The organism is Hyphococcus aureus (genome assembly GCF_042643165.1).
Classification (GTDB): domain Bacteria; phylum Pseudomonadota; class Alphaproteobacteria; order Caulobacterales; family Parvularculaceae; genus Hyphococcus; species Hyphococcus aureus.
Map to the genome: position 1 here is coordinate 1364669 of NZ_JBHRSH010000002.1, position 20794 is coordinate 1385462.

Here is a 20794-nt window from a genome sequence, read left to right on the forward strand (position 1 = left end):
ACCCGCGCTGGCAATCGTTAGAATTGCGCAAAATGACTCTGCGAATAAAGCATTTTCCGCCTCGAGGCGGGCGTGAGGGATTGACAGGCGCGCGAGCCTATGAACCGCGCGCCGATGATCAAGCTGTCTCTCGCATTATAATAGAGACGCAGCGCTGACGCCCGTTTCGACTTGTTAACCTTGAATATCTAACGAGCGCAGGCCCTTCTGCGCTCATGAATCAGGGCGCGCTCGCAAAATTGTGAGCGCCGCCGTTCAGATATGGGCTTTCAGATGCGCTGATCCGGGAGAAATGGCTGGTTTCTAAAGAGTTGGCTGGGGCGCCAGGATTCGAACCTGGGAATGTCGATACCAAAAACCGATGCCTTACCACTTGGCGACGCCCCAATGGCCCAGCCTCTGAGGGGCCGGGAGCGGGCGAGATAGCGCTTTCGCTCATCGCTTGCAATGGCCCGAATGCGAAAAATGCCGCCTCCCCGGAACCTTAGCGCGGCGCGCCCTCAATGGGCGACGTCTCGGCGATCGGCGCGGTGCAGAAATGCGTTCCGGAAATGCCTTTGAAACCGGCCCCGGGGGCGGCGCGAAAATGCGTTGCGCGCCAATTCGTCCATGGCTATAGAAGCGCTCCCGCAGGCGAGGCTTTATATATAGCCGCCGCCAAGAAATCGGAGTGTAGCTCAGCCTGGTAGAGCACTGTCTTCGGGAGGCAGGGGCCGGAAGTTCGAATCTTCTCACTCCGACCAGTCTTTTTGTTGTTGCCCTAAACTCACCCGTTCATCACCTCGGGATCGATGCGCGCAATTGCCTCGGCGCCAGCCGTCACGGCGTCGGTGAGCGCCACGGCTTCGGTGAGATAATTATCGGCGTAAAATTTCGTCAGCGCGATTTTCGATTCGTAATAGGCAGGGTCCTGCCCCTCATGCGCCGCGATGGCTGCCGCCTTGGCGCCATGGGCGAGATAATAGCCGCCAACCGCATTCCCGAATTGTTTGAGATATGGCGTCGCGCCGGCGAGGACATGCGTCTGATCTTTTTTCGTCGCTTCAAGCAACCATTCCGTAGACTGAAGAAGGGCGTCCGCCGCGCCGAGCAAGCGCTCGCCAATATGCACGAGGTCGTCGCGCTTCGCCGCCTTCAACATCATCGCTTCGGAATGAATGTCGGCGATGAGTTTTTTCGCCGCCGCGCCGCCGTCCCCTTGCAGCTTGCGGCCCACAAGGTCCATGGCCTGAATGCCATTGGTGCCTTCATAGATCGCGGCGATGCGCGCATCGCGCAAATGCTGCGCGGCGCCGGTCTCCTCAATATAGCCCATGCCGCCATGCACCTGCACGCCGAGAGAGGCGACGTCATTGGCGCGGTCCGTGGACCATGCTTTCGAAATCGGCGTTAAGAGTTCCTCCATCGCCTTCGCTTCTTTGCGCGTCTTCTCATCCGGCGCCGAGTGCGCGAGATCATAGGCCACAGCATTGGCGTAGCAGATCGCCCGCGACGCATCGGTGAGCGTCTTCATGGAATAGAGCATGCGTCGCACATCGGGATGCTCATAAATCGCGACCATGTCGCCGGATTTAACGCCCGGCGCCCGGCCCTGTTTACGATCCTGCGCATAGGCGAGCGCGCGCTGATAGGCGCGCTCGGCGACGCCGACGCCCTGCACCCCGACATCGAGACGCGCGGCGTTCATCATCACGAACATGTTGCGCAGGCCCTTGTTCTCTTCACCCAGCAGCGTGCCAATGCACTCGCCCTTGTCGCCAAACGCCATGACGCAAGTGGGCGAACCGTGAAGGCCCATTTTTTCTTCAAGCTTGATGCAGTGGGCGTCATTGCGCGCCCCGAGCGAGCCGTCTTCGTTCACATGAAACTTCGGCGCCAGAAACATGGAGATGCCGCCCGTCCCTTCCGGCGCATCGGGCAAGCGCGCCAGCACGAGATGAACAATGTTCTCCGTCATGTCGTGGTCGCCATAGGTGATGAAAATCTTCTGGCCTGAAATCCTGTAAGTACCGTCACCAACCGGCTCCGCCTTGGTGCGGATCGCCGAGAGATCCGATCCCGCCGAGGGTTCGGTCAGGTTCATGGTGCCGGTCCATTCGCCTGTGACCATTTTTTCTAGATAAAGCCGTCTCTGCTCTTCGGTCGCGGCATGCAGGATCGCCTTCACCGCGCCGGTGGTCAGCGTCGTGCCGATGGCGAACGACATGCAGGCGCCGTTAAGCGCATCGACCAGCGCCACGGCGAGCGTTGCGGGAAGTCCCTGCCCGCCCGCCTCTTCAGGGAAAGCGAGCGACGACCAGCCGCCCTCCACATATTGCTTGTAAGCTTCCTTGAAGCCCGGCGTCGTCCTGACCACCCCGTTCTCAAGCTTTGCGCCGTTGCGGTCGCTTTCCTCATTCAGGGGCGCGATCACGCCGTCGCAGAATTTCCCCATCTCCTCGAGGATCGCATCCACGAGATCGCCGGAAAGCTCCGGAAAGGCGCCCGATTTCTCCAGCGCGCCAAACCCCGCCGCATGATCGAGAATAAAACGCATGTCGCGGATGGGTGTTTTGAAGGTCATGGGGCGCTCCGGAAGATGAACAGGAATGGTGTTTCCGGTATTTAGGGCGCTGCTGCGCGACACGCCAGCATGGATTGCAGACGGATCGTTATTCCGGATGCTGGCCGGTGACGACAAACCGAGCGCCGGCGCCGTTGCTTTCTCTGGATATAGCGCCGCCAGCCTGTAGGGCGAAGGCTTCAACCAGATCAGAGCCGAGACTGGCTCCATTTCCCTGACCGTTTCCAGCGCCATTTTCAAAACCGCAGCCATTGTCGGCGACTGTGAGGCGCCAGTTTTCGCCGTCTTCATCGAAGCTGATGGCGACTTCGCCATCCTGCCGGTCGCGGAAAGCGTGTTTGGCCGCATTGGTGACAAGTTCGTTCACCACCAGCCCGATCGCCGCCGCTTTTTCGCGCGGCATTTGCGTTTCGTGAACATCGAGCCGGATTTTTACGTCGTCTCCGGCGAACAGGGCGTCAGACAGATGCGCCGTAATCTCGGCGAGATAGGCTCGCATATCCACAAGGCTGGCCACATCATCGCTGTTATAGCTTTCATAGAGCGATTTATGCGCGGCGGCGAAGCTATGGAGGCGGCCTGAAGCAATGTCGAGCGCTTCCTTTGCGCTGAGGCTGTCGGTGCTGCGCGACTGTAATTTGATAAAGCTTTCGACGATGGCGAAATTGTTGCGCATTCGGTGATCGATTTCCCGCAGCAACAGACCGCGAGCTGTAATCTGTTTATCGCGTTCCCTGACCGCCTCGCGCACCGCCCGCCGAAATATCTCCGCGAAGATTACGATCACAAGGGCGGCGGTTCCATTCACCACTGTCCGGGCGCCGTCGCCCGCCACTTCAAATGCGAACGATCCTTCAGTCGGCAAAACAAAGTACCAGGCGAACAGAAAAGATGTGAGCCACGCCGTCAGCCCCGCCTGCCAGCGGCCAAACAAGGTGGCGATCAGGATTGCCGGATAGATAAGAGAAAAAGGCCCCGCCGCATGCGCCAGAAAATCGACAAAGGCGCGCGCGCCAGCCGCCGCCAGGGTGCAGGCAAGCCCAAACAGAATCTGGGAAACAAGGGGCGGCGCAAGCTCATGGAAATGGTCGGCGACATCGAAATCGCTGATTTTTCTGAGAGAGGAGCGCTGTTCTATATCAAACCTGCTACGTGCGAAGACAAATGCATATTGTTTTCTAGCATATAGTAAGCTCGGCGCATATTAACATGGATCAAGCTGGTAAAGTCCGCATGTTTCCTGTGCGTGGCCGGAGCTTTCTCCTAATTTGCTACAATGCCTGTAGCTTCATGAGCGGCAGCCAACGCCCAATGATGCTAATTTACTCTCTTTATATGGCCGAATGCAGAAGGCGCCATCCGGGGGCGGACTTTTAGTACACCGCCCGGAACCGCCCCCAATGGGCGAGACGCATGGGAAAAGCTTCTCTAAGCGGGGTGCATCTCTTCGCCGGTCAGCGGCGCCGAGCTGGCTTCCGCATAATCGACACAGCGTAGCCAGGAATTCACCGTGCGCGTCAGATCCGCAGGCCCGACGATTTTTACATCACCCTCGCGGATCGCCTCTTTGTAACTGCGATGGCCAAGCCAGCAATCGGTCATGGCGCGCACGGTCGTCGTAAAATACAAATCCACGTCGCGGCCGGGATCCTTGACGCAGACATCCACCACTTCACGCTGCACGACCAGCCACCAGATGCGGTCCTTGCGCATATCCTCGAACTCGAAACGCAAGGTCGTTTCATCGCCCGGCAATTTTTCGGTCGCGATGGTACGCTCAAGATAAAGCATCAAAAGTTCGACGTCATAATCCTCGTCGACGAGATGCTCTTTCGCCCAGCGCATGCCCCAATCGCCGAGCCCCTTCAGAACCGGCGCCAATTCCTCGCAGGCAGGCGTCGGAAAATATTCATAGGTCTTCTGGCCGGGGATCTTGCGCTTCACGATCAGGCCGTTTTCGGTCAGCGTTTTGAGGCGGCTTGTCAGGAGCGCCGGAGATATCGTGCCGAGACCGCGCTGGAGGACGTTGAAGCGCCGACCGCCCACGAGTAGCTCGCGGACAATTAGCAGCGTCCAGCGATCGCCAAGGAGCTCCGTCGCCTTCGCGATGGGGCAGAACTGGCCGTATTGCATAGAACTCTCCCCCCTGGCTCGCCCTACTTCATATCAGGAAGCGGGCTACTTCAAAATCTGTAGCGCTAAGCTTCAGTCCGTGAAGCATCCCCGCCAGCGCCTGTTCCCTATGACCCGTTCATCGCTACGAGGCAACCGGAGGAACCCGCCATGACTGCTCATCTTGAACGCCTTACCGCTTTTCGGGGCGCATCCTTGACAGCAGTCTGGGCGGCGCTCCGGTTCACGCGCCTCGCCGGGGCCGCGAAGAAGACCGGAATCGCATCCGGCCTCGTCGGCCTCGGCGCGGCGCTGCACCTCGCCTGGCATGCGCTGCCTGTCTTTCAGGCGGCGACGGCGGGCGGGCTCGTCCTTGCCTGCCATTCATAACAATCAACGAAAGAAACAGGAGAAACCCATGACCATCAATGTAAACCCCACGGAAGTTTTTGCAGGACAAGTTGTTGGCGACGTCGCCGCCGCCATGTCCGGCGTGCTGACCAGCCTCGGCCACAAGCTCGGCCTCTATCAGGCGATGGCTGCCGCTGGCCCGATCTCGTCTGAAACGCTGGCGAAAAACACAAACCTCACTGAGCGCTATGTGCGCGAATGGCTGAACAACCAGACCGCCGGCGGTTATGTGACCTATGATCCGGTGTCGCAAACCTATGAACTGCCCGAGGCCCATGTTCCGGTGCTTGCCGATCCGGACAGCCCGGTCTTTCTGATCCCCGCGCTCGAAGTCGCGGCATCGCTGTGGTTCGACGAAGACAAGATCGCAAACGCTTTCCGCACGGGCGGCGGCATCGCCTGGTCCGATCATCACGAGCGTTTGTTCTGCGGTTGTGAAGCCCTGTTCAAACCGGGCTACAAAGCGAGCCTCATCGCCGACTGGATCGGCGCGCTTGACGGCGTCTCCGAAACCTTAAGCAAGGGCGGCAAGGTCGCCGACATCGGTTGCGGTCATGGCGCGTCTGCGGTGCTGATCGCAAAAGCGTTTCCGAAGGCGAGCGTGCATGGTTTCGACAATCACCTTCGCTCCGTGGAAACGGCGCGCAAGCGCGCGAACGAAGCAGACGCCGGCGACAATGTCGCCTTCGACGCCGCCACCGCGAAAAACTTTCCGGGCAAGGACTATGATCTTGTCTGCTACATGGACTGCCTGCACGACATGGGCGATCCGCTTGGCGCCGCGCGTCACGCCTACGCCGCGCTGAAGCCCGGCGGAACCGTGCTCCTGGTGGAGCCCGCCGCCGCCGACGCCGTTGAGAACAATATCAATCCGGTGAGCCGTCTTTATTATGCAGCCTCGACGGGGGTGTGCACGCCCTGCTCGAAGTCACAGGAAGTCGGCGCGGCCCTTGGGGCGCAAGCCGGTCCGGCGCGCCTGTCAGCGCTGTTGAAAGAAGCGGGATTCGCCAGCGTCCGCGTCGCGGCGCAGACGCCGTTCAATATTATCCTCGAAGCGCGCAAAGCCTGACGCCGCTTTAGGGGGAGTGAAAACGGCGCGCGCCCCGAGGAGACGGGACGCGCGCCGCCTGCTATAGGGCGCGCCATGACCGCACTCGACCACAAGAATATCCGCGACGCCGCCCGCATCATTCGTGATGGCGGGGTCATCGCCATGCCGACGGAGACCGTTTACGGCCTCGCCGCCGACGCCACCAATGACACAGCCGTGGCGCGGATCTTCGAGGCCAAGGGCCGGCCGCAATTCAATCCGCTCATTATACATGTTTCGGGCGTGGAGATGGCGCGCGCTTTTGTGGAGGTTTCGCCGCTCGCGCAAAAGCTGATGGCCGAATTCTGGCCGGGGCCGCTGACGTTGGTCCTGCCGCGCAAAAAAGACAGCAATCTCTCCCTGCTGGTTTCCGCAGGACTTGATACGGTCGGCGTCCGCATGCCGAAACACGACCTTGCGCAAGCCCTCATCAAAGCCGCTGACCGCCCGCTCGCGGCGCCCAGCGCCAACCGGTCCGGAACCATCAGCCCGACACGCGCGGACCACGTAAAAGATGGTCTGGGCGAGCGCGTCGATATGATTCTCGATGGCGGGCCCTGCCCCGTGGGTGTCGAATCGACCATCGTGAAAGTTGAAAACGATCGCGTCACACTGCTGCGTCCCGGCGGGATTGCGCGCGAGGCGATCGAGCGCAGCGCCGGACAGGCGCTCTCCTCCGCACACGGAAAGATCGAGGCGCCGGGCATGATGACGAGCCATTACGCGCCGGACGCAAAAATACGCCTCAATGCACAGGAACAAAGAGAGGGCGAAGCCTTTCTCGGCTTCGGCGAGATCGAGGGCGCCGGTCCGTCATCATTGAACTTAAGCAAAAGCGGCGACCTCGCCGAAGCCGCCGCCAATCTCTTCGCTTATCTTCGCGAGGCCGACCTGGCCGCGAAAACCCATGGCCTCAAGACCATCGCCGTCGCGCCCATCCCCATGGAAGGGTTGGGGGAAGCGATCAATGACCGCCTCGCCCGCGCCGCGGCGCCGCGCGACTGACTTATTCGGGCTTTTTGAATTTGTAGAGAAAACGGTCGGTCTTGCGCCGCACTTCCGGTTCAAAAATATTGACGTCGTAATTGTCGTCAGGATTGCGCAACACGTCGCTTTCGCCCGCGAGCATGAACCCCGCCTCCGTCACCATTTCGAGAACCAGCGCCGGATCGATGCGGTGCACGGAATTGCCTGCGCTTTTCGGCGAGCCGGGCGTCGCTGCGTGATCCAGCACGAAGAAGACCCCCCCGGGTTTCAAAATGCGCATGATCTCCGCAAAGGCGCCATTGTCATCGCCAAGCGCGGCGCCGCCGGGGGTGTAATAAAGATCATGGGGACCGAGAAGCCAGGTCACCATATCCATGGAGCCGTCTTCAGCATCGAGATCGTCGAAATTGGATTTCGTAACACGCACATTATCGAGACTCGCGACGCGGTTCGTCACGATATCGCCGAGAAAGGCGTCGAACGGCTCGGGGTTGTGGATGACGACCTCGCCCTTCGGACCCACAAGCGGCGAGAAAAGCTGCGTATAGTAACCGGCGCCGCCTTCGACCTCGAAGATTTTCATGCCCGGCTTGATGTCCATATAGGCAAGCACATTGGCCGGTTTTCTCAGCGCGTCATCGCCATGATCCTCAACCGGGCGCGACGGCAGCGACAACACCGCCGCGGCGCGCGCTGCCGGATCGTCGCCAGCGGCCGCGAGCGCATCTTCCGGCGCACCCTCTCCACAAGCAGCGAAAAGCATCGCCATCGCGCCAATCAGCGCGGCGTCAATTGTCCTGAACCTTACCATGAACGCCTCTCCCGCAACGTCCGGCCAGCCTCAAATCCGAAAGAAAGGCCGCCAGCCATCGCCCCCGTCTTTCGCAGGAGGTGATACGCCTCTTCGCGGCCGAAGGCAAAAACAACGGGCAGCTTGAACGCATGGCGCGCCCTCACTACACAAGAGCGAAAGCAAGTCGGAACGCCCTGATGTCCACGAAAAAACGCCCCGTCCCTTCCAGCGACAAGCTCGACGCCATCCGCGCCCTCGTAGGCGACAAGGGCGTCTTCGAAGGCGCTGACGCGGCGGCGTTCCTGTCCGAATGGCGCGGGCGCTGGCCCGGGGAAGCCTCGCTCATCGTTGCGCCCGCCTCCACGGAAGAAGTCGCAGCGGTCGTCAAATATTGCAACGAAAACGACATCGCCATCACGCCCCAAGGCGGCAATACCGGCCTTGTGGGCGGACAGATCCCGTTTGGCGATGAAATCCTCCTGTCGCTGAAACGCATGCGCAAGATTCGCGCAATCGAACCCTTGAACAACACCATGACGGTCGACGCCGGGGTGACGCTCGCCGAAGCGCAGGAAGCGGCGAAACAAGCCGGGCGCCTGTTTCCCCTGTCGATCGGATCGGAAGGCACCTGTCAGATCGGCGGCGTCATTTCCACCAACGCCGGGGGCGTCAATGTTTTGCGTTACGGCAATACGCGCGACCTCGTGCTCGGGCTTGAGGCGGTGACCCCGTCGGGCGACATCTGGCGCGGGCTGAAACGCCTGCGCAAGGACAATACCGGCTATGATCTGAAACAGCTATTAATCGGCGGCGAAGGCACGCTTGGGATCGTCACCGGCGCGGTGTTGAAACTGTTTCCTGTGCCGGCGGAAAAAATCACCATCTGCGCCGGACTGAAAAGCGCGGAAGACGCCGTCAGACTTTTATCGCTGGCGCAGGGCGCCACCGGCGGAATGACATCGAGCTTCGAATTGATGGCGCGGCTTTGCATCGATCTTGTGCTGAAACATATCCCGCAGACACGCGATCCGTTGAGCGAACAATATCCCTGGTATGTGCTCGCCGAATTTTCATCGGGTCAGAAATCAGGTTTGCGTGAAACCGTAGAAACCATGCTCGGCGATGCGCTGGAGCAAGGCCTGATCGCCGACGCGGTGATCGCCGAAAACGAAACCCACGCCCATGATTTCTGGCGCATCCGTCATTCCATTTCCGAAGCCATCAATGGCGAGGGCCTCGGCGCGCGCCATGATGTATCGGTCGCGACCAGCGATATTCCGGCGTTTCTCGAAAAGGCCGACGCCGCCGTTCTCAATCTTTCGCCGGGCGCGCGCTTCGCCTCCTTCGGCCATATCGGCGACGGCAACGTGCATTATGACATTCTCGGTCCCGAAGGATCGTCGGCCGATGTGCTGGAGCCGGTGCGTCCGCAAATCGAATCCGCCGTCTATGATGTGATCGGCGCGTTTTCCGGCTCGATCTCCGCCGAGCATGGGGTCGGACGCCACCGCCGCGACACGCTCGCCAAGCGTAAAAGCGCGGTTGAACTTGAGATGATGCGCGCCATCAAACGCGCGCTCGATCCCAAAGGGATTATGAATCCCGGCAAGATGCTCTAGCCTCGCCCAGCGCCTGTTCATACTCAGCACGAATTTGCCGCGCGTGAATGCGTTGACTTTTTGTCCGCAGTGATCGTAGCTGATGAGAGTCGTTTAGCAACATTGATTTTAATAATCAGTATCAGGATTTTTTATGAGCGAAACCAAAACCGTTCGCGTCTGGGATCTGCCGACACGGTTCTTCCACTGGTCGCTGCTCGTGCTTGTCGTGGTCAGCTGGTTCACCGGCGAAGAAGAAGGCGCTGCGTCGCTTATCCACCGGCTAAGCGGCGAAGCCATTGTCGGCTTGCTAGTCTTCCGCCTGATATGGGGGTTCGGGGGCGGCGAGTATGCGCGGTTTTCACATTTTTTTGCGCCGCCTGCCGAGATTATCGCCCACATCAAAGAACTGGTCCGATTTAAGGCCGCCCCAACGCTCGGCCATAACGCCCTTGGCTCCCTGGCGAGCCTTGTTCTCTTGCTGCTTGTCGCCCTTGTCGCAATCACCGGATTGCTCAGCGCTGACGGCGACCGAACCGGGCCGTTATCGGTGATTTTCAATGTCAATCTGAAGGATATTCACGAGCCGGCTTTTCGCGTGTTACAGGCTATGATTGTTGTTCACATATTAGGGGTGGCGGTCACCAGCTTCGCCAGCCGTGACAACCTCCCCCGCGCGATGATCACCGGCGCCAAGAAACGTCCCGCAAGCGACGCGTCAAAAGATGCAAAGCCCGCATCGATGCGCGCTCTTTTGGCGGCGAGCGCCGCCGCTATGATCGTCGCGGGCGGACTGATGTTGATGCCGCATCCGCCGGGAGAAGATGACCATACGCACGACCACGACGACCATTAGCCGCACGCAATGAAAATGATTTGCGGCCAAAACTTTCCCTGCTGATTTTCTCACAAATGTGTCATCTGGCGCCGAAGCGCATGTCAGGTTGATCTCAGTCAAAACAGGGTCTGCTCAATTTACGATAGTCAAAAGCAGCTTTTGACCCCCCACCCTCAGGAGAAGCAGACATGCGAATACTCTCTCAAAAATGGCCCTCTCAAAAATGGACCGCCATTCTCGGCGCCGCCCTCGCCCTCTCCATGACGTCGGCGTTTGCTCAGGAAGGGGCTTCGCCAAAGCCCATGCATTATGGAATCAAGGAAAAGTTTCGCCTCCATGACCAGAATGGCGACAACATGCTCAGCAAGGATGAGTTCGACGCCTGGCATGAGACAATGTACGACGCGCTCGCCGCAGACGGCGACGGCTTCACCCTGGAGGATTTTCTCGCCATGCGCATGGGCCCCGGCCCCAAGGGCGGCATGAATCCCGAGCGCCAACAGCAAATGCAGGAAAAAGCGGCGCAGCGCAAAACCGCGCGTTTTGAGGCCATGGACGCCGACGGTGACGCCATCGTGACGCGCGCAGAGTTCATGGACTTCGAAAGCAAGGTTTTCCAAGACGCTGACAGCAATGACGATGGACAGCTGACCGAAGCTGAGCTCATCGAACACCACCGCACCATGTAATCCGGATGAAGCATAAGCGTTGTCACAGCGCTTATGCTTTTTAACGCCCGGCGGTTGTTGAATTTTTCGCGCGAATCTGTATGTGCGTTAGTCATGATCATCCTTCTCTCCCCCGCCAAGAATTTGAATTTCGACGCCGCGCCTGACGCACCGCGCGCAACCAAGCCCGCTTTCCTGAAAGACGCCGCCGAGCTTTCCGAGACCACGCGCAAGCTGACGCGCGCGAAAATCAAATCGCTGATGAAAATTTCCGATAAGCTGGCGGATCTCAACTATGAGCGGTTTCAGGCCTTCGGCGCCGACGGCAAGTCGGAAAGTTTGAAACAGGCGGCGCTCGCCTTTAACGGCGATGTCTATCTCGGCCTCGACGCGGCGACCCTCTCGGCGGAGGACCTCGCCTTCGCGCAGGATCACGTGCGCATTCTCTCGGGGCTATACGGGCTTTTGCGCCCCCTCGACGCGATCCAGCCCTATCGCCTCGAAATGGGATCGAAACTGAAAAACCCGCGCGGGAAAAACCTCTATGCGTTCTGGGGCGACAAGATCGCCGGGGAAATCGACAAGGCGCTCAAAGGCCATGATGACCCGACCGTCGTGAACCTCGCCTCTAACGAGTATTTCGGCGCCGTCGACCTGAAATCCCTTAAAGCGCCGTTCGTGACGCCGGTGTTCAGGGAAGAAAAAGACGGAAGCGCAAAGACTATCAGTTTCTTCGCCAAGCGCGCCCGGGGCATGATGGCCCGCTGGGCCGCCGAAAACCGGGTCGAGCGCGCTGAAGACCTCAAAGGCTTCGATGTCGCCGGCTATAAATTCCAGCCCGGGGACTCAAAAGACGATCTCTGGGTGTTCTCCCGGCCCCAGCCGCCCTTGAAAAAGCCGGCCACAAAACCGGCAGGCGACAAGCGGTCACTGGCCCTCGCCTGACCGGCTAAAGCCGCGAAACGCCGTCACGAAGCCTCCCATCCGACTGTCACAAAGACCGTCATATATTGACGCCGATTCCCGAAAAATGGCGGATTCATTGGGGTTCACGCCCCTTTATACGTTACACTTTTATGTCAAAAGCGCATCATTTGCGCTTCTCCCCTTGACTTTGCGCATTCAGTGCGCAAGTATGGTGACAGTTTTATGACGGCCCCTAAAACAACAGGCGTTTACGCCCATAACACGCGGCCCGAGGAGTAAATATTATGGCGATTACAACCAATCCGGCGGACTTCGCCGTCCCGGCCTTTAAAGCCGGCCCGAAGACCAAAACCGTCGCTTTTTATGTCTTTGTCGCGATTGTCGCGATGGCGGTGGCCATTCCCGCAGCGCTCGCCACGGGCGTCTGAGGAATAACCGCAACTGACTGTCGCCAGTCGCTGGCGACGCCAGAAAGACAAGACCACAAGCAAACGCCGCCCCGTCCGGGCGGCGTTTGCTGTTTTGGGGCCAGTATCAGCTTTGATAGAGGCTGACCGAAAAGCCGAGGGTGATGATCAGCGCCAGCAGCGCGAAATAGACGGCGACGGAAATCACCCATTTCAGGAAGGCCGATATCCAGTTGGAGCCATAGGCCTGTCGGAAAACCACAAAGGGCTGGAGCCATCCCCAGATCAAGGGAATGGCGGCGAGCAAAGGACCGATCCCCGGTATCGTGCTGAGAACCAGCGCCAGAAACAGATACGCGTAAAGCGCCGCATGCATATAAAGACTGACGACGAAATGGTCGTAGACGAAAAATTTGCGGCGGTAGATATAGAGAAGCACCAAAATTAGCGCGTAAAAGACCGGCGCCAACAGAAGAACACGCGGCAGGTTTTCCTTTGACTGCGCGAAGAAAAGCCGCGGATCGCCCACCGCGCGCTGCGAGGCTTCAAACATGCGTTTGATATGCGGCTCCAGCCAGGCGGGGCCTGTGTAATTCTGCGAATCCCATTTCCGCTCCGTGTAGGGAACGCGGTTCTTTTCCTCTTCAGCCTCACCATCGCTTGCGCCATCTTGGGCCGTGTCGGCGGCGTCTTCTTTCAACCGCTCATTGGCCTCGCGCAGCCTCGCCGCCGCTTCCGGATCGACCGCCTCAACCTCGGCCAGCACTTGCTCGTTCAGCATAATTTCGCCCGCCTTATCGACATCGATGGCGTCGCCAACTGGCTTCGGCGTTCCCACGAGAGAAAAGGCGAGAAGAAAGAAAAAGACACTGCCAAAAAGATAAAGCCGGAAAGGCGGCGAATAGGTGACACGCTTGCCGTCGAGATAACGGCGCGCAAGACGTCCGGGCCGCCAGAGCAGAAGACCGATGGAGCGCGCCAGCTTGCCGTCAATCGCGAGCGTGTCCACAAGGAAATCCTGAACCAGGCCGACAACGACCCGGCGCGGCTCATCCGCGCGCTGGCCGCAATTGGAGCAATAATCGCCGGTCAGCACCGTCCCGCAATTCTTGCACGCGCCGTCAGGCGGAATCGGATCTTCCAGCTTCTTTGGTTTTTTCGGTTTCTTCGCCTTTGGCGGTTTTTGTTGTTTCGCGTTCATGATGCGCCCCCGCTTCACGAGAAAAGATGTTCAAGAACTAGCATGCTTTTCGGACAAGCGACACACGCCTGCTTATTCCGCAGGCAGCTGTTCCAGAAAGAACCGCACGGCGTTGCCGCCCATCACAGCGCGAATCGAGGCTTCATCAAGACCGACGTCCATCAGCGCCTGCGTCAGCGCCGGCAGCTCCGATGCATCGAATCCAGTCGTCACCGCGCCGTCATAGTCGGAGCCAAGAGCCACATGGTCGAGGCCGAGAAGATCGATGGCGTAGACAATTTGCGCTGCGATCCCTTCCGGCGTCGTGGAACAGGCCGCCGCCTCCCAATAGCCGACGCCCACGAGCCCGCCATGATCGGCGATCGCTTTCATGAGATCATCGGGAATGTTGCGCGCTGTGTCGCAATGGCCTTTGAGGCCCGTATGAGAAACGATCACCGGTTTTTCCGTGCGCGCCAGCACGTCACGCACCACCGCCTCGGACGAATGCGCCACATCGATAATCATGCCTTGCCGCACAGCCTCGTCCACCGCCGCTTCGCCGAACGCCGTCAGCCCGGCGCCTGATTGCCCATGCAGCGAGCCGCCAAGTTCGTTGTCGAAGAAATGTTGCAGTCCCATGACGCGCAGGCCCCGGTCGCGCAGGAGCGCAATATTGTCGAGCTTTCCTTCGAGCGGATGTGCGCCTTCAATGCCGTAGACGCCGCCGAGTTTTCCCTGATCGAGCGCGCCTTGGAGATCGCTCGCGCTGCGCACAAATACGAATTCATCGGGCGCATTGCTTTCAAGTTTCAAAAGCCGGTCCGCCTGAAACGCGGCGCGCTCATAAATTGAGAACCAGGTGCGCGGCGGCCAGCCCTGCGCCGCCATGAGCAAGGTCAGGCTGTCCTTGTCCGCCGCGTTTTCATCGAGGTTCATATCCGGCGGCACTTTCGTCACCGCCGTGAAAACCTGCAGCGCAACGCCGCCTTCGCACAGACGCACAAGGTCCGTCTGACCGCGCGACTGGCGCTTGGCCGGATTGCGTTTCCACAAAAGCGTGTCGGCGTGAAGGTCGGCGACGGGAATGGTTCCGTGCAGCATGCTCGCTTCATCGCTCACCGCATAAGGCTCATGCGCGAGCACAACATTGGTTTTGGCGTCAAAACGCTGGGGCAGCACGCCGTAAAAGAGAAAAAGACCGATGGCGATAATAACCGCCAGAATGACGCCGACCCATTTCATGTTGACCTCTCCCATTTGTACACAAGACTGGCTTGCGGCATGAGAGTCGTCAATGCGCCGAGGCAGCTGCGCCGATAATGGAAAGATCCTTTACCTCATCCACATCAGCGAGGGTTTCCAGCATCCGCACAGCGAATGAAGACGGCAGGGTTTTGAGCGTGTCTTTGAGCGCATATTTCGTCGACCAGCGAACGCCGTTGAACAAATCCGGCGCGGCGCGGCGGCGATTGAGGCCCACAAGCCAATAGCCGCCATCCACCGCCGGGCCGAAAACCGCGTCGGCGCCGTTCAGCGCTCCAAACGCCTGCCGCAAATGCCGGGCGCGCAGCCCCGGCGCATCGGCTCCGATAATGATAACAGGTCCCGGCGGCGCATTTTCGAAAGCACGCGCCATTCTTTGCCCTAGATCACCCGGCCCTTGCGGCATGCGCGCAACATGCGGCGGCCAGAACTGCGCGCTGAGATGGGTCGCCGCCGGCGGGTCGACAGCGAGCATCGTCCGCCACCCGCCTTTGACCGATTGCATCATCGTTCTTTGCATCAGCACACGGAACAGCGCCGCCGCGCGGCCAAACCCGATATCAGCGCCAAGGCGTGTCTTTACCCGTCCCGCGACCGGCGCCTTCACAAAGATGATCACGGTTCCGCGCATCAGCGATAAACCTTCGCCAGCGTCTCCGGCGAGGCGCCGCATTGGTAACGCGCAAAAATCGTCAGGTTCTTGAAGGCCCGTCGGAAATACCCATCGCGCTCATAGCGTTCGGCGGACGTCACAGCTTTTGCCTGCAACACATGCAAAACACCGCCGCCTTTTGCTTTAGTCAAACGGCGGATGAATTCCACATCCTCCATCAAGGGCATGTCTGCGTAACCGCCGACCTCCTCGTAAAGCCCTTTCGAGATCAGCAATCCCTGATCCCCATACGGCGCTTTGAGCATCTTCGTGCGGAGCATCGCCCCAGCGGCGACCAGCGCAGGAGCGAGGCCCTTCGCATCGAATTGAAGGGTGAAAACCGCCGCCTCATATCGCCGCTTGCTCATGAAGTCCGCAGCTTCCGCCGCCCAGCCCTCTTCCAGAACCGTGTCGGCATGAAGGAACAAAAGCCAGTCGCCGCGCGCAGCTTCGGCGCCTGCCTTCATCTGACCGCCCCGGCCTGGCGGAGCCGTGAGAATGCGCGTTCCGAAACTGTCCGCCATGGCGAGGGTTGCATCGCGCGAGCCGCCATCGACGACGATCACTTCCTTCACAATGCCGTCCAACGCAGAACTGACCAGCGCATTGAGGCAATCGCCAAGGCGCGCATCGGCGTTAAGTGTTGGAATAATAATTGAGATCATGACGACGCTATAACCGGGCGCCGCAATTTTGTCGCCTGCGCCCGGATCGAATTCGCGTGATCGTTAAAAGATAACCATCAAACCTGAGACGGCTGCGTCCGTTTCATTGGCGGCGTCAGGTCCCGGCTCCCCCGCCTTGACGCCCACCACCGCCAGCGCGACCAGCGCCGCGCCAAGACAGGCGAGAAGCGTTCCCTTCAGATGCGCCATACCGCCCTCCTTCAGTCTCTGGCGCAATCGCGCCGGCGCGAGGACGAACCGCCCGCAGAAAATCCACCCATTGCGACAAGCACAGCGACGCCAATCGCAAACGCAACCGCATTGTCTTTCAGGGCCGCAGACAGGGCGATAATCACCGCGCCGCCCATAATGCCGGCTCTCACTTGTTTACTCATGCCATGTCTCCTTTTTCAGGGGTAAAAATCTGTTCGATGGGCTGTTCGAAGATAGCGGCGATCTTGAACGCCAGCGGCAGCGACGGATCGTATTTTCCACGCTCCAGCGAGTTCACCGTCTGGCGCGAAACGTCGAGCTTCTCGGCGAGATCGCCCTGCGACCAGCCGCGCGTCGCGCGCAATTCTTTCAACCGGTTTTCCATCTCAGCAATCCCGCCCGCCGAGCAGGAAGCGGATCACGGCCCAGACGCCAATAAGAAAGGGCCCGAAAAGCGTCATGTCGTTTTCGACGGACATCACCCCAAAGCGCCGCAAGAAGCCGAGCATGATGGCGGCGAGAATGCCAATCGCCAGCGTTAGCGCCGCTGAATCGGCGGTTATCCTTTTCTGCATCTCATCCATATGGCGAAAGAAGCGGAAAAACGAGTACCAGGCCGCCAGCAAAGGCGCGATCGGAACAAGAGAAAGCGCAACCAGCAACGGGCCCGGCTCCGTTTGTTTGGCGACCGACAACGCGACCCAAAGGACTACACAGTAAAGCGTCATCGCAACCAGCATTTCGATGGCGTAACGACGTTTCGCTTTTTTGATGCGTTCTGACATGGCTTTCTCTTTTATTCTGTATACGGAAAATCAGGCGTTGCCGCGAAACGGCCGAAGCAGAAATTGAAAAACCGCCTTGCGGCTTTCGATCAACGTCAAGCCGAGCACCGCCGCCGTGGTCCAGAACGCCACTTCAAGCGCCACGGCCCCGGCCACCACGGCCATGGTCCATTGCGTTTTGTCGAGTTCAGCGGCGACATAAAAAATCGCGACGCCCGCCCAGATGAGCGCAGCCGCCGTCCAGACCGCCGCGACAATCCATTTTTTCATACCCATTCCATCTCTCCTTATGTGACAAGCACCCTTTACGACAAGTAAGCTTTACATATGGCGGCAAAAGCCGCCTGTCAAGCAAAGTTGACATTTTTCTTAATGCATTGAAATTACTTAAGTAAATCAGATCGCGGATATCGCCGCCCGCAATATGTCCAGCGCCCGGCCATAGCGTTTGCCGAGAGACAGCGCCCTTTCCGGCGGCAGAGCGGCGAGACGCGCCGGATCGCTATTGTCCGTCAGGTCCGCGATCTTGACCCGCATGGCGGACAGATCGCCCGACACCGCCAGACGTTCGATGCGCTCCAGATAACTCAGCCCCTCACCGGCGCGTTTCGTCACCGCCTCGACAATGGCGACGGTCCTTTCGCTAAAGCCGGCGCCGCGAAGGTCGCCGGCGCTGACGTCGCAATCTTCGATCGCATCATGCAGCAGCGCCGCCCGCTGTTCATCGGAACTGGCGTCGGGGAAAAGCCGCAACAAATTTTCATGCACGCGAAGCACATGACCGATATAAGGCGCGCCGGCCTTGTCCGTCTGGCCGCGATGGAGTTTTTCGGCGAACGCTTTGGTGTTCTCGATATCCGGCGGCGCCATGAACGACCGCTCCCTGATTAGTGGCAACTGCTGGCGTAGACGGCGTCTCTGGTTGTGTATTTCGTTCCATCAAGCGGATCGCAATAATAATCGACGCGTTCATCCGTGTAGCGCGCACGCGGCCCGCATTTGCCGCGGCCTTTATTGCCGGTCTGACATGTCCATTCATAGGTGCATTCCCCGGCCAAGGTGCAGCCGGGAATGGTCATGGACGAATAACAGCGCACCATGCGGCGATGCACTTCATTGCGGCATTTGTTGATCGCTTCCTGAACGAAGGGCGAATGCGGCGAAGGCTCCGGGTCCGGCGCCGTCATATCTGACACTACATCAACAGCAATCCAGAACGCAGCGAGCATGGCGAGCGTTTCCGCTGCGGACGGCTCACCCGTGGCTTGCCTGTTCAGGCGCGCCAGCTCCGCCTGCGCCTTGTCATAACCTTGCGCCGCGGATTTCTCGAACCACGCCAGCGCCATCGCCGGATCGCGCGGAACGCTGCGCCCGTCGCGATATCGTTCGCCCAGTGAAAACTGCGCAACTGCGCTTCCCTGCTCCGCCGCCTGGCCGATCCAATAGGCGGCGACGCGGTCGTCTTTCGCAACGCCCCGGCCCAGCCGGTAGGCCGCCGAAACAGAAATCTGCGCGCCCACATCGCCATGCAAAGCGGCCTGTGTGAACCAGTAAACGGATTTTGCAGTATCGATGGGCAGACCCGAGCAGGTCGCATAGGCCATGCCCATTTTCTCCTGCGAAAACCGGTCGCCCTGTTCCGCCGCTTTTGCGTACCAGCGCGCCGCCTTCACGCAATCGCGCGAAAAGGCGCCGAGGTCATATTGATAGCCAAGATAACGCTGCGCTTCGCGGTGACCGTTCTCGGCGATCCTGTGCAGCCATTCAAAGCGCAGATTGGCGTCGGAAATATCCTTACGCTCGATGTGATCGCGGCGTATGTAATATTCATCATCAACAATCACGCCCGCCTGTTCCATCCTGTCGAACCAGTATCGCGATTGCACAGCAGCCTCGCCGGCGTCGAGCGTCATACGGCCCATGGCGTACAGCATGCCCATCTCAAACATCGCGGGCGCATGTCCCTGTTCGGCCGCGGCCTGATACCATTGTTTCGCGCCATTGTAGTTTTGCGGCGCATCCCTGCCGGTCTCGTAACGCAAAGCCAACTCATACTGCGCTTCCGGATCGCCAGCCGCAGCGGCGGACCTCACTTCATCCAGGGGAAGAAAGCGCGGATTTCTCGCCTCGGCGGACAAACCGCTCATCGCCAAAACGAAAGCGGCGATCATGCACACGGCTCTAGCCGGCGGAAAAAATGATTTTTCATGACGCATTGCGGCCTCCCCGTTCGATAGGTCTTGGTGGCCCACCGGCCATTTGAAGTCAAAACCAAACCGGGCGCTAACCGCAAAGGTTAGTCCCGGCGTCGCGCCATGGCCGAACTCCACATTGTGCAAAAAATGTTCTTGCTTTGTTCTATTTTTTTGGTAGCGTTCCGTCATGGCCCGCGCCGCGCACCTTTCCTTTCACCCGACCCGCCGCCCCGCTGAAAACGTCCTTGGGGGGGACGAAGGGGCGGACGCCTCCGCCGCCCCGGAGAGCACCGCCCGGGTGACCGCCAGGGGAAAGGGGCGCGGCGCGCGGTCCAACGCATCGGGCCGCTACGAAAAAGACGTTCGGGAAGAAACCCATGACGGCTGGGATCTTGAGGAGGAGCTGCCGCCGCTGCGCACCGAAGTGACCTATGAGAACCCGCGCACGATCATCAATTTTGTGAACTCGCCCTACGTCGGTTTCGATCGCTCCATCAATCCTTATCGCGGCTGCGAGCATGGCTGCATTTATTGTTTCGCGCGCCCCAGCCACGCTTATATGGGCCTGTCGCCCGGGCTCGATTTCGAAACAAAATTATTTGCAAAACCGTCCGCGCCCAAACTATTGGAGAAAGAGCTCTCCAACAAGAATTACAAGCCCAAGGTTATCGCCATGGGCACCAACACCGATCCCTATCAGCCGGTGGAGCGCCGTTTCCAGATCATGCGCGGCATTATCGCCGTGTTTTCACGCTTCAATCATCCGGTTACGATCCTGACGAAGTCGCAACTCATCACCCGCGACCTCGATATTCTCGGACCCATGGCGGAAAAGAATCTGACCCGCGCCATGGTCTCCATCACAACACAGGACAAGGTGCTGGCCCGCTCCATGGAGCCGCGCGCCTCTGCGCCGAAATGGCGGTTCGAGGCGATCCGCAAACTGGTCGACGCCGGCGTCGCCACCGGAATCATGACCGGCCCGATGATCCCCGGCCTCAATGACGACGAGATGGAATCGATCATGGAAAAGGCCGCCGAAATGGGGGCGAGCTTTTCCGCCATGACCATCCTGCGCCTGCCTTTGGAGGTCTCTCCCCTATTTCAGGAATGGCTGGAGGCGTTTGCGCCGAACCGCGCCAAACGCATCATGGGCCATATTCGCGACATGAATGGCGGCAGGGATTACGATCCGCAATGGTCACGCGGCCGCGAGATTACGACGCCTTACGCCCAGCTCATCACCCAGCGCAATCGCGCCGCCCGCGCGCGCCTTGGTTTCGATCGCGCCAATGCGCCCATCGATCTCTCGCTTTTCCGCGTGCCAGTAGAGGTTTCGGGCCAGATGGACCTGTTTGGTTGACGCGCTCGCCGCATCCCCGCATCTTTTCACCGAGCGTCCGGGCCTGACGGCAAGCATGATCACCGGGGAATTTTTCAAAAC

25 protein-coding genes and 2 tRNA genes are annotated in these 20794 nt (G+C 59.5%); 11 read left to right on the forward strand and 16 right to left on the reverse strand.

All coding sequences use genetic code 11. From position 1 onward, the window contains the following. Window positions 1-312: 312 nt before the first annotated feature. A tRNA-Gln gene (locus ACFOOP_RS19490) sits at window positions 313-387 on the reverse strand. Between the two features lie 279 nt (window positions 388-666). Between ACFOOP_RS19490 and ACFOOP_RS19495 the strand changes: the two genes are divergently transcribed. Beyond that, window positions 667-743: transfer RNA gene (locus ACFOOP_RS19495), tRNA-Pro, on the forward strand. A gap of 23 nt (window positions 744-766) precedes the next feature. Here the strand turns inward: ACFOOP_RS19495 and ACFOOP_RS19500 are convergent. Both ACFOOP_RS19500 and ACFOOP_RS19505 read right to left on the reverse strand, forming a co-directional pair. Then, entirely contained in the window at window positions 767-2563 is a 1797-nt protein-coding gene (locus ACFOOP_RS19500) for an acyl-CoA dehydrogenase (protein WP_379882846.1), read from the reverse strand. Window positions 2564-2651: 88 nt separating this feature from the next. After that, window positions 2652-3497 (reverse strand): sensor histidine kinase, encoded by an 846-nt coding sequence (locus tag ACFOOP_RS19505; protein WP_379882847.1) that lies wholly within the window; start codon window positions 3495-3497, stop codon window positions 2652-2654. 48 nt (window positions 3498-3545) lie between these two features. Here ACFOOP_RS19505 and ACFOOP_RS19510 point away from each other — a divergent pair, with 48 nt between their 5' ends. After that, window positions 3546-3752: a hypothetical protein gene (locus ACFOOP_RS19510; protein WP_379882848.1), complete on the forward strand. Its 207-nt coding sequence runs from the start codon at window positions 3546-3548 to the stop codon at window positions 3750-3752. A gap of 239 nt (window positions 3753-3991) precedes the next feature. Here the strand turns inward: ACFOOP_RS19510 and ACFOOP_RS19515 are convergent, their stop codons facing one another. Next, entirely contained in the window at window positions 3992-4696 is a 705-nt protein-coding gene (locus ACFOOP_RS19515; protein ID WP_379882849.1) for a winged helix-turn-helix transcriptional regulator, read from the reverse strand. 150 nt (window positions 4697-4846) lie between these two features. Between ACFOOP_RS19515 and ACFOOP_RS19520 the strand changes: the two genes are divergently transcribed. The 3 genes from ACFOOP_RS19520 to ACFOOP_RS19530 all read left to right on the forward strand — a co-directional run bounded on the left by ACFOOP_RS19520 (window position 4847) and on the right by ACFOOP_RS19530 (window position 7181). After that, window positions 4847-5065, forward strand: a complete 219-nt coding sequence (locus tag ACFOOP_RS19520) for a hypothetical protein (protein ID WP_379882850.1) — start codon at window positions 4847-4849, stop codon at window positions 5063-5065. 28 nt (window positions 5066-5093) lie between these two features. After that, window positions 5094-6155 carry a class I SAM-dependent methyltransferase gene (locus ACFOOP_RS19525; RefSeq protein WP_379882851.1) on the forward strand — a complete coding sequence of 354 codons (1062 nt, stop codon included), beginning with the start codon at window positions 5094-5096 and terminating at the stop codon, window positions 6153-6155. A gap of 75 nt (window positions 6156-6230) precedes the next feature. Further along, on the forward strand, window positions 6231-7181 hold the full coding sequence (locus ACFOOP_RS19530) for an L-threonylcarbamoyladenylate synthase (RefSeq protein ID WP_379882852.1): 951 nt from the start codon (window positions 6231-6233) through the stop codon (window positions 7179-7181). 1 nt (window position 7182) lies between these two features. Here the strand turns inward: ACFOOP_RS19530 and ACFOOP_RS19535 are convergent, their stop codons facing one another. After that, window positions 7183-7974: a class I SAM-dependent methyltransferase gene (locus ACFOOP_RS19535; protein WP_379882853.1), complete on the reverse strand. Its 792-nt coding sequence runs from the start codon at window positions 7972-7974 to the stop codon at window positions 7183-7185. Window positions 7975-8153: 179 nt separating this feature from the next. Here ACFOOP_RS19535 and ACFOOP_RS19540 point away from each other — a divergent pair, with 179 nt between their 5' ends. From ACFOOP_RS19540 to ACFOOP_RS19560, 5 genes are all read left to right on the forward strand, one after another. Beyond that, window positions 8154-9575 (forward strand): FAD-binding oxidoreductase, encoded by a 1422-nt coding sequence (locus tag ACFOOP_RS19540; protein WP_379882854.1) that lies wholly within the window; start codon window positions 8154-8156, stop codon window positions 9573-9575. A 133-nt stretch (window positions 9576-9708) separates the two neighbouring features. Beyond that, entirely contained in the window at window positions 9709-10410 is a 702-nt protein-coding gene (locus tag ACFOOP_RS19545) for a cytochrome b/b6 domain-containing protein (protein ID WP_379882855.1), read from the forward strand. A 170-nt stretch (window positions 10411-10580) separates the two neighbouring features. Beyond that, entirely contained in the window at window positions 10581-11081 is a 501-nt protein-coding gene (locus tag ACFOOP_RS19550; protein ID WP_379882856.1) for an EF-hand domain-containing protein, read from the forward strand. A gap of 93 nt (window positions 11082-11174) precedes the next feature. Continuing rightward, entirely contained in the window at window positions 11175-12005 is an 831-nt protein-coding gene (gene yaaA, locus ACFOOP_RS19555; RefSeq protein WP_379882857.1) for a peroxide stress protein YaaA, read from the forward strand. A 266-nt stretch (window positions 12006-12271) separates the two neighbouring features. Further along, on the forward strand, window positions 12272-12415 hold the full coding sequence (locus ACFOOP_RS19560) for a hypothetical protein (RefSeq protein WP_379882858.1): 144 nt from the start codon (window positions 12272-12274) through the stop codon (window positions 12413-12415). Between the two features lie 106 nt (window positions 12416-12521). Here ACFOOP_RS19560 and ACFOOP_RS19565 read toward each other — a convergent pair whose 3' ends face one another. The 11 genes from ACFOOP_RS19565 to ACFOOP_RS19615 form a co-directional block, all read right to left on the reverse strand. Further along, window positions 12522-13595, reverse strand: a complete 1074-nt coding sequence (locus ACFOOP_RS19565) for a DUF3667 domain-containing protein (protein ID WP_379882859.1) — start codon at window positions 13593-13595, stop codon at window positions 12522-12524. A gap of 72 nt (window positions 13596-13667) precedes the next feature. Then, the gene (locus tag ACFOOP_RS19570) at window positions 13668-14819 is read right to left on the reverse strand and encodes a dipeptidase (protein ID WP_379882860.1); all 1152 of its coding nucleotides are present in this window, start codon (window positions 14817-14819) and stop codon (window positions 13668-13670) included. Window positions 14820-14868: 49 nt separating this feature from the next. After that, a complete protein-coding gene (locus tag ACFOOP_RS19575; RefSeq protein ID WP_379882861.1) occupies window positions 14869-15471 on the reverse strand; it encodes a TIGR04282 family arsenosugar biosynthesis glycosyltransferase in 603 nt (200 codons plus the stop codon). Next, complete coding sequence (locus ACFOOP_RS19580; protein WP_379882862.1) at window positions 15471-16157, reverse strand: TIGR04283 family arsenosugar biosynthesis glycosyltransferase; 687 nt, start codon at window positions 16155-16157, stop codon at window positions 15471-15473. Before ACFOOP_RS19580 ends, ACFOOP_RS19575 begins: the two co-directional genes overlap by 1 nt. Before the next feature lie 63 nt (window positions 16158-16220). After that, window positions 16221-16367 carry a hypothetical protein gene (locus ACFOOP_RS19585; RefSeq protein ID WP_379882863.1) on the reverse strand — a complete coding sequence of 49 codons (147 nt, stop codon included), beginning with the start codon at window positions 16365-16367 and terminating at the stop codon, window positions 16221-16223. Between the two features lie 11 nt (window positions 16368-16378). Next, window positions 16379-16552 carry a hypothetical protein gene (locus tag ACFOOP_RS19590; protein ID WP_379882864.1) on the reverse strand — a complete coding sequence of 58 codons (174 nt, stop codon included), beginning with the start codon at window positions 16550-16552 and terminating at the stop codon, window positions 16379-16381. After that, the gene (locus ACFOOP_RS19595) at window positions 16549-16755 is read right to left on the reverse strand and encodes a helix-turn-helix transcriptional regulator (RefSeq protein ID WP_379882865.1); all 207 of its coding nucleotides are present in this window, start codon (window positions 16753-16755) and stop codon (window positions 16549-16551) included. Before ACFOOP_RS19595 ends, ACFOOP_RS19590 begins: the two co-directional genes overlap by 4 nt. Before the next feature lies 1 nt (window position 16756). Then, window positions 16757-17155: a hypothetical protein gene (locus tag ACFOOP_RS19600; RefSeq protein ID WP_379882866.1), complete on the reverse strand. Its 399-nt coding sequence runs from the start codon at window positions 17153-17155 to the stop codon at window positions 16757-16759. A gap of 30 nt (window positions 17156-17185) precedes the next feature. Further along, window positions 17186-17431 (reverse strand): hypothetical protein, encoded by a 246-nt coding sequence (locus ACFOOP_RS19605; protein ID WP_379882867.1) that lies wholly within the window; start codon window positions 17429-17431, stop codon window positions 17186-17188. A 120-nt stretch (window positions 17432-17551) separates the two neighbouring features. Beyond that, window positions 17552-18025 (reverse strand): HD domain-containing protein, encoded by a 474-nt coding sequence (locus ACFOOP_RS19610; RefSeq protein WP_379882868.1) that lies wholly within the window; start codon window positions 18023-18025, stop codon window positions 17552-17554. Window positions 18026-18042: 17 nt separating this feature from the next. Beyond that, window positions 18043-19326, reverse strand: coding sequence for an SEL1-like repeat protein (locus ACFOOP_RS19615; protein WP_379882869.1), 1284 nt, complete (start codon window positions 19324-19326; stop codon window positions 18043-18045). 211 nt (window positions 19327-19537) lie between these two features. On the opposite strand from ACFOOP_RS19615, the gene ACFOOP_RS19620 reads away from it, so the two are divergent. Next, window positions 19538-20713 carry a PA0069 family radical SAM protein gene (locus tag ACFOOP_RS19620; protein WP_379882870.1) on the forward strand — a complete coding sequence of 392 codons (1176 nt, stop codon included), beginning with the start codon at window positions 19538-19540 and terminating at the stop codon, window positions 20711-20713. Window positions 20714-20794 lie beyond the last annotated feature (81 nt).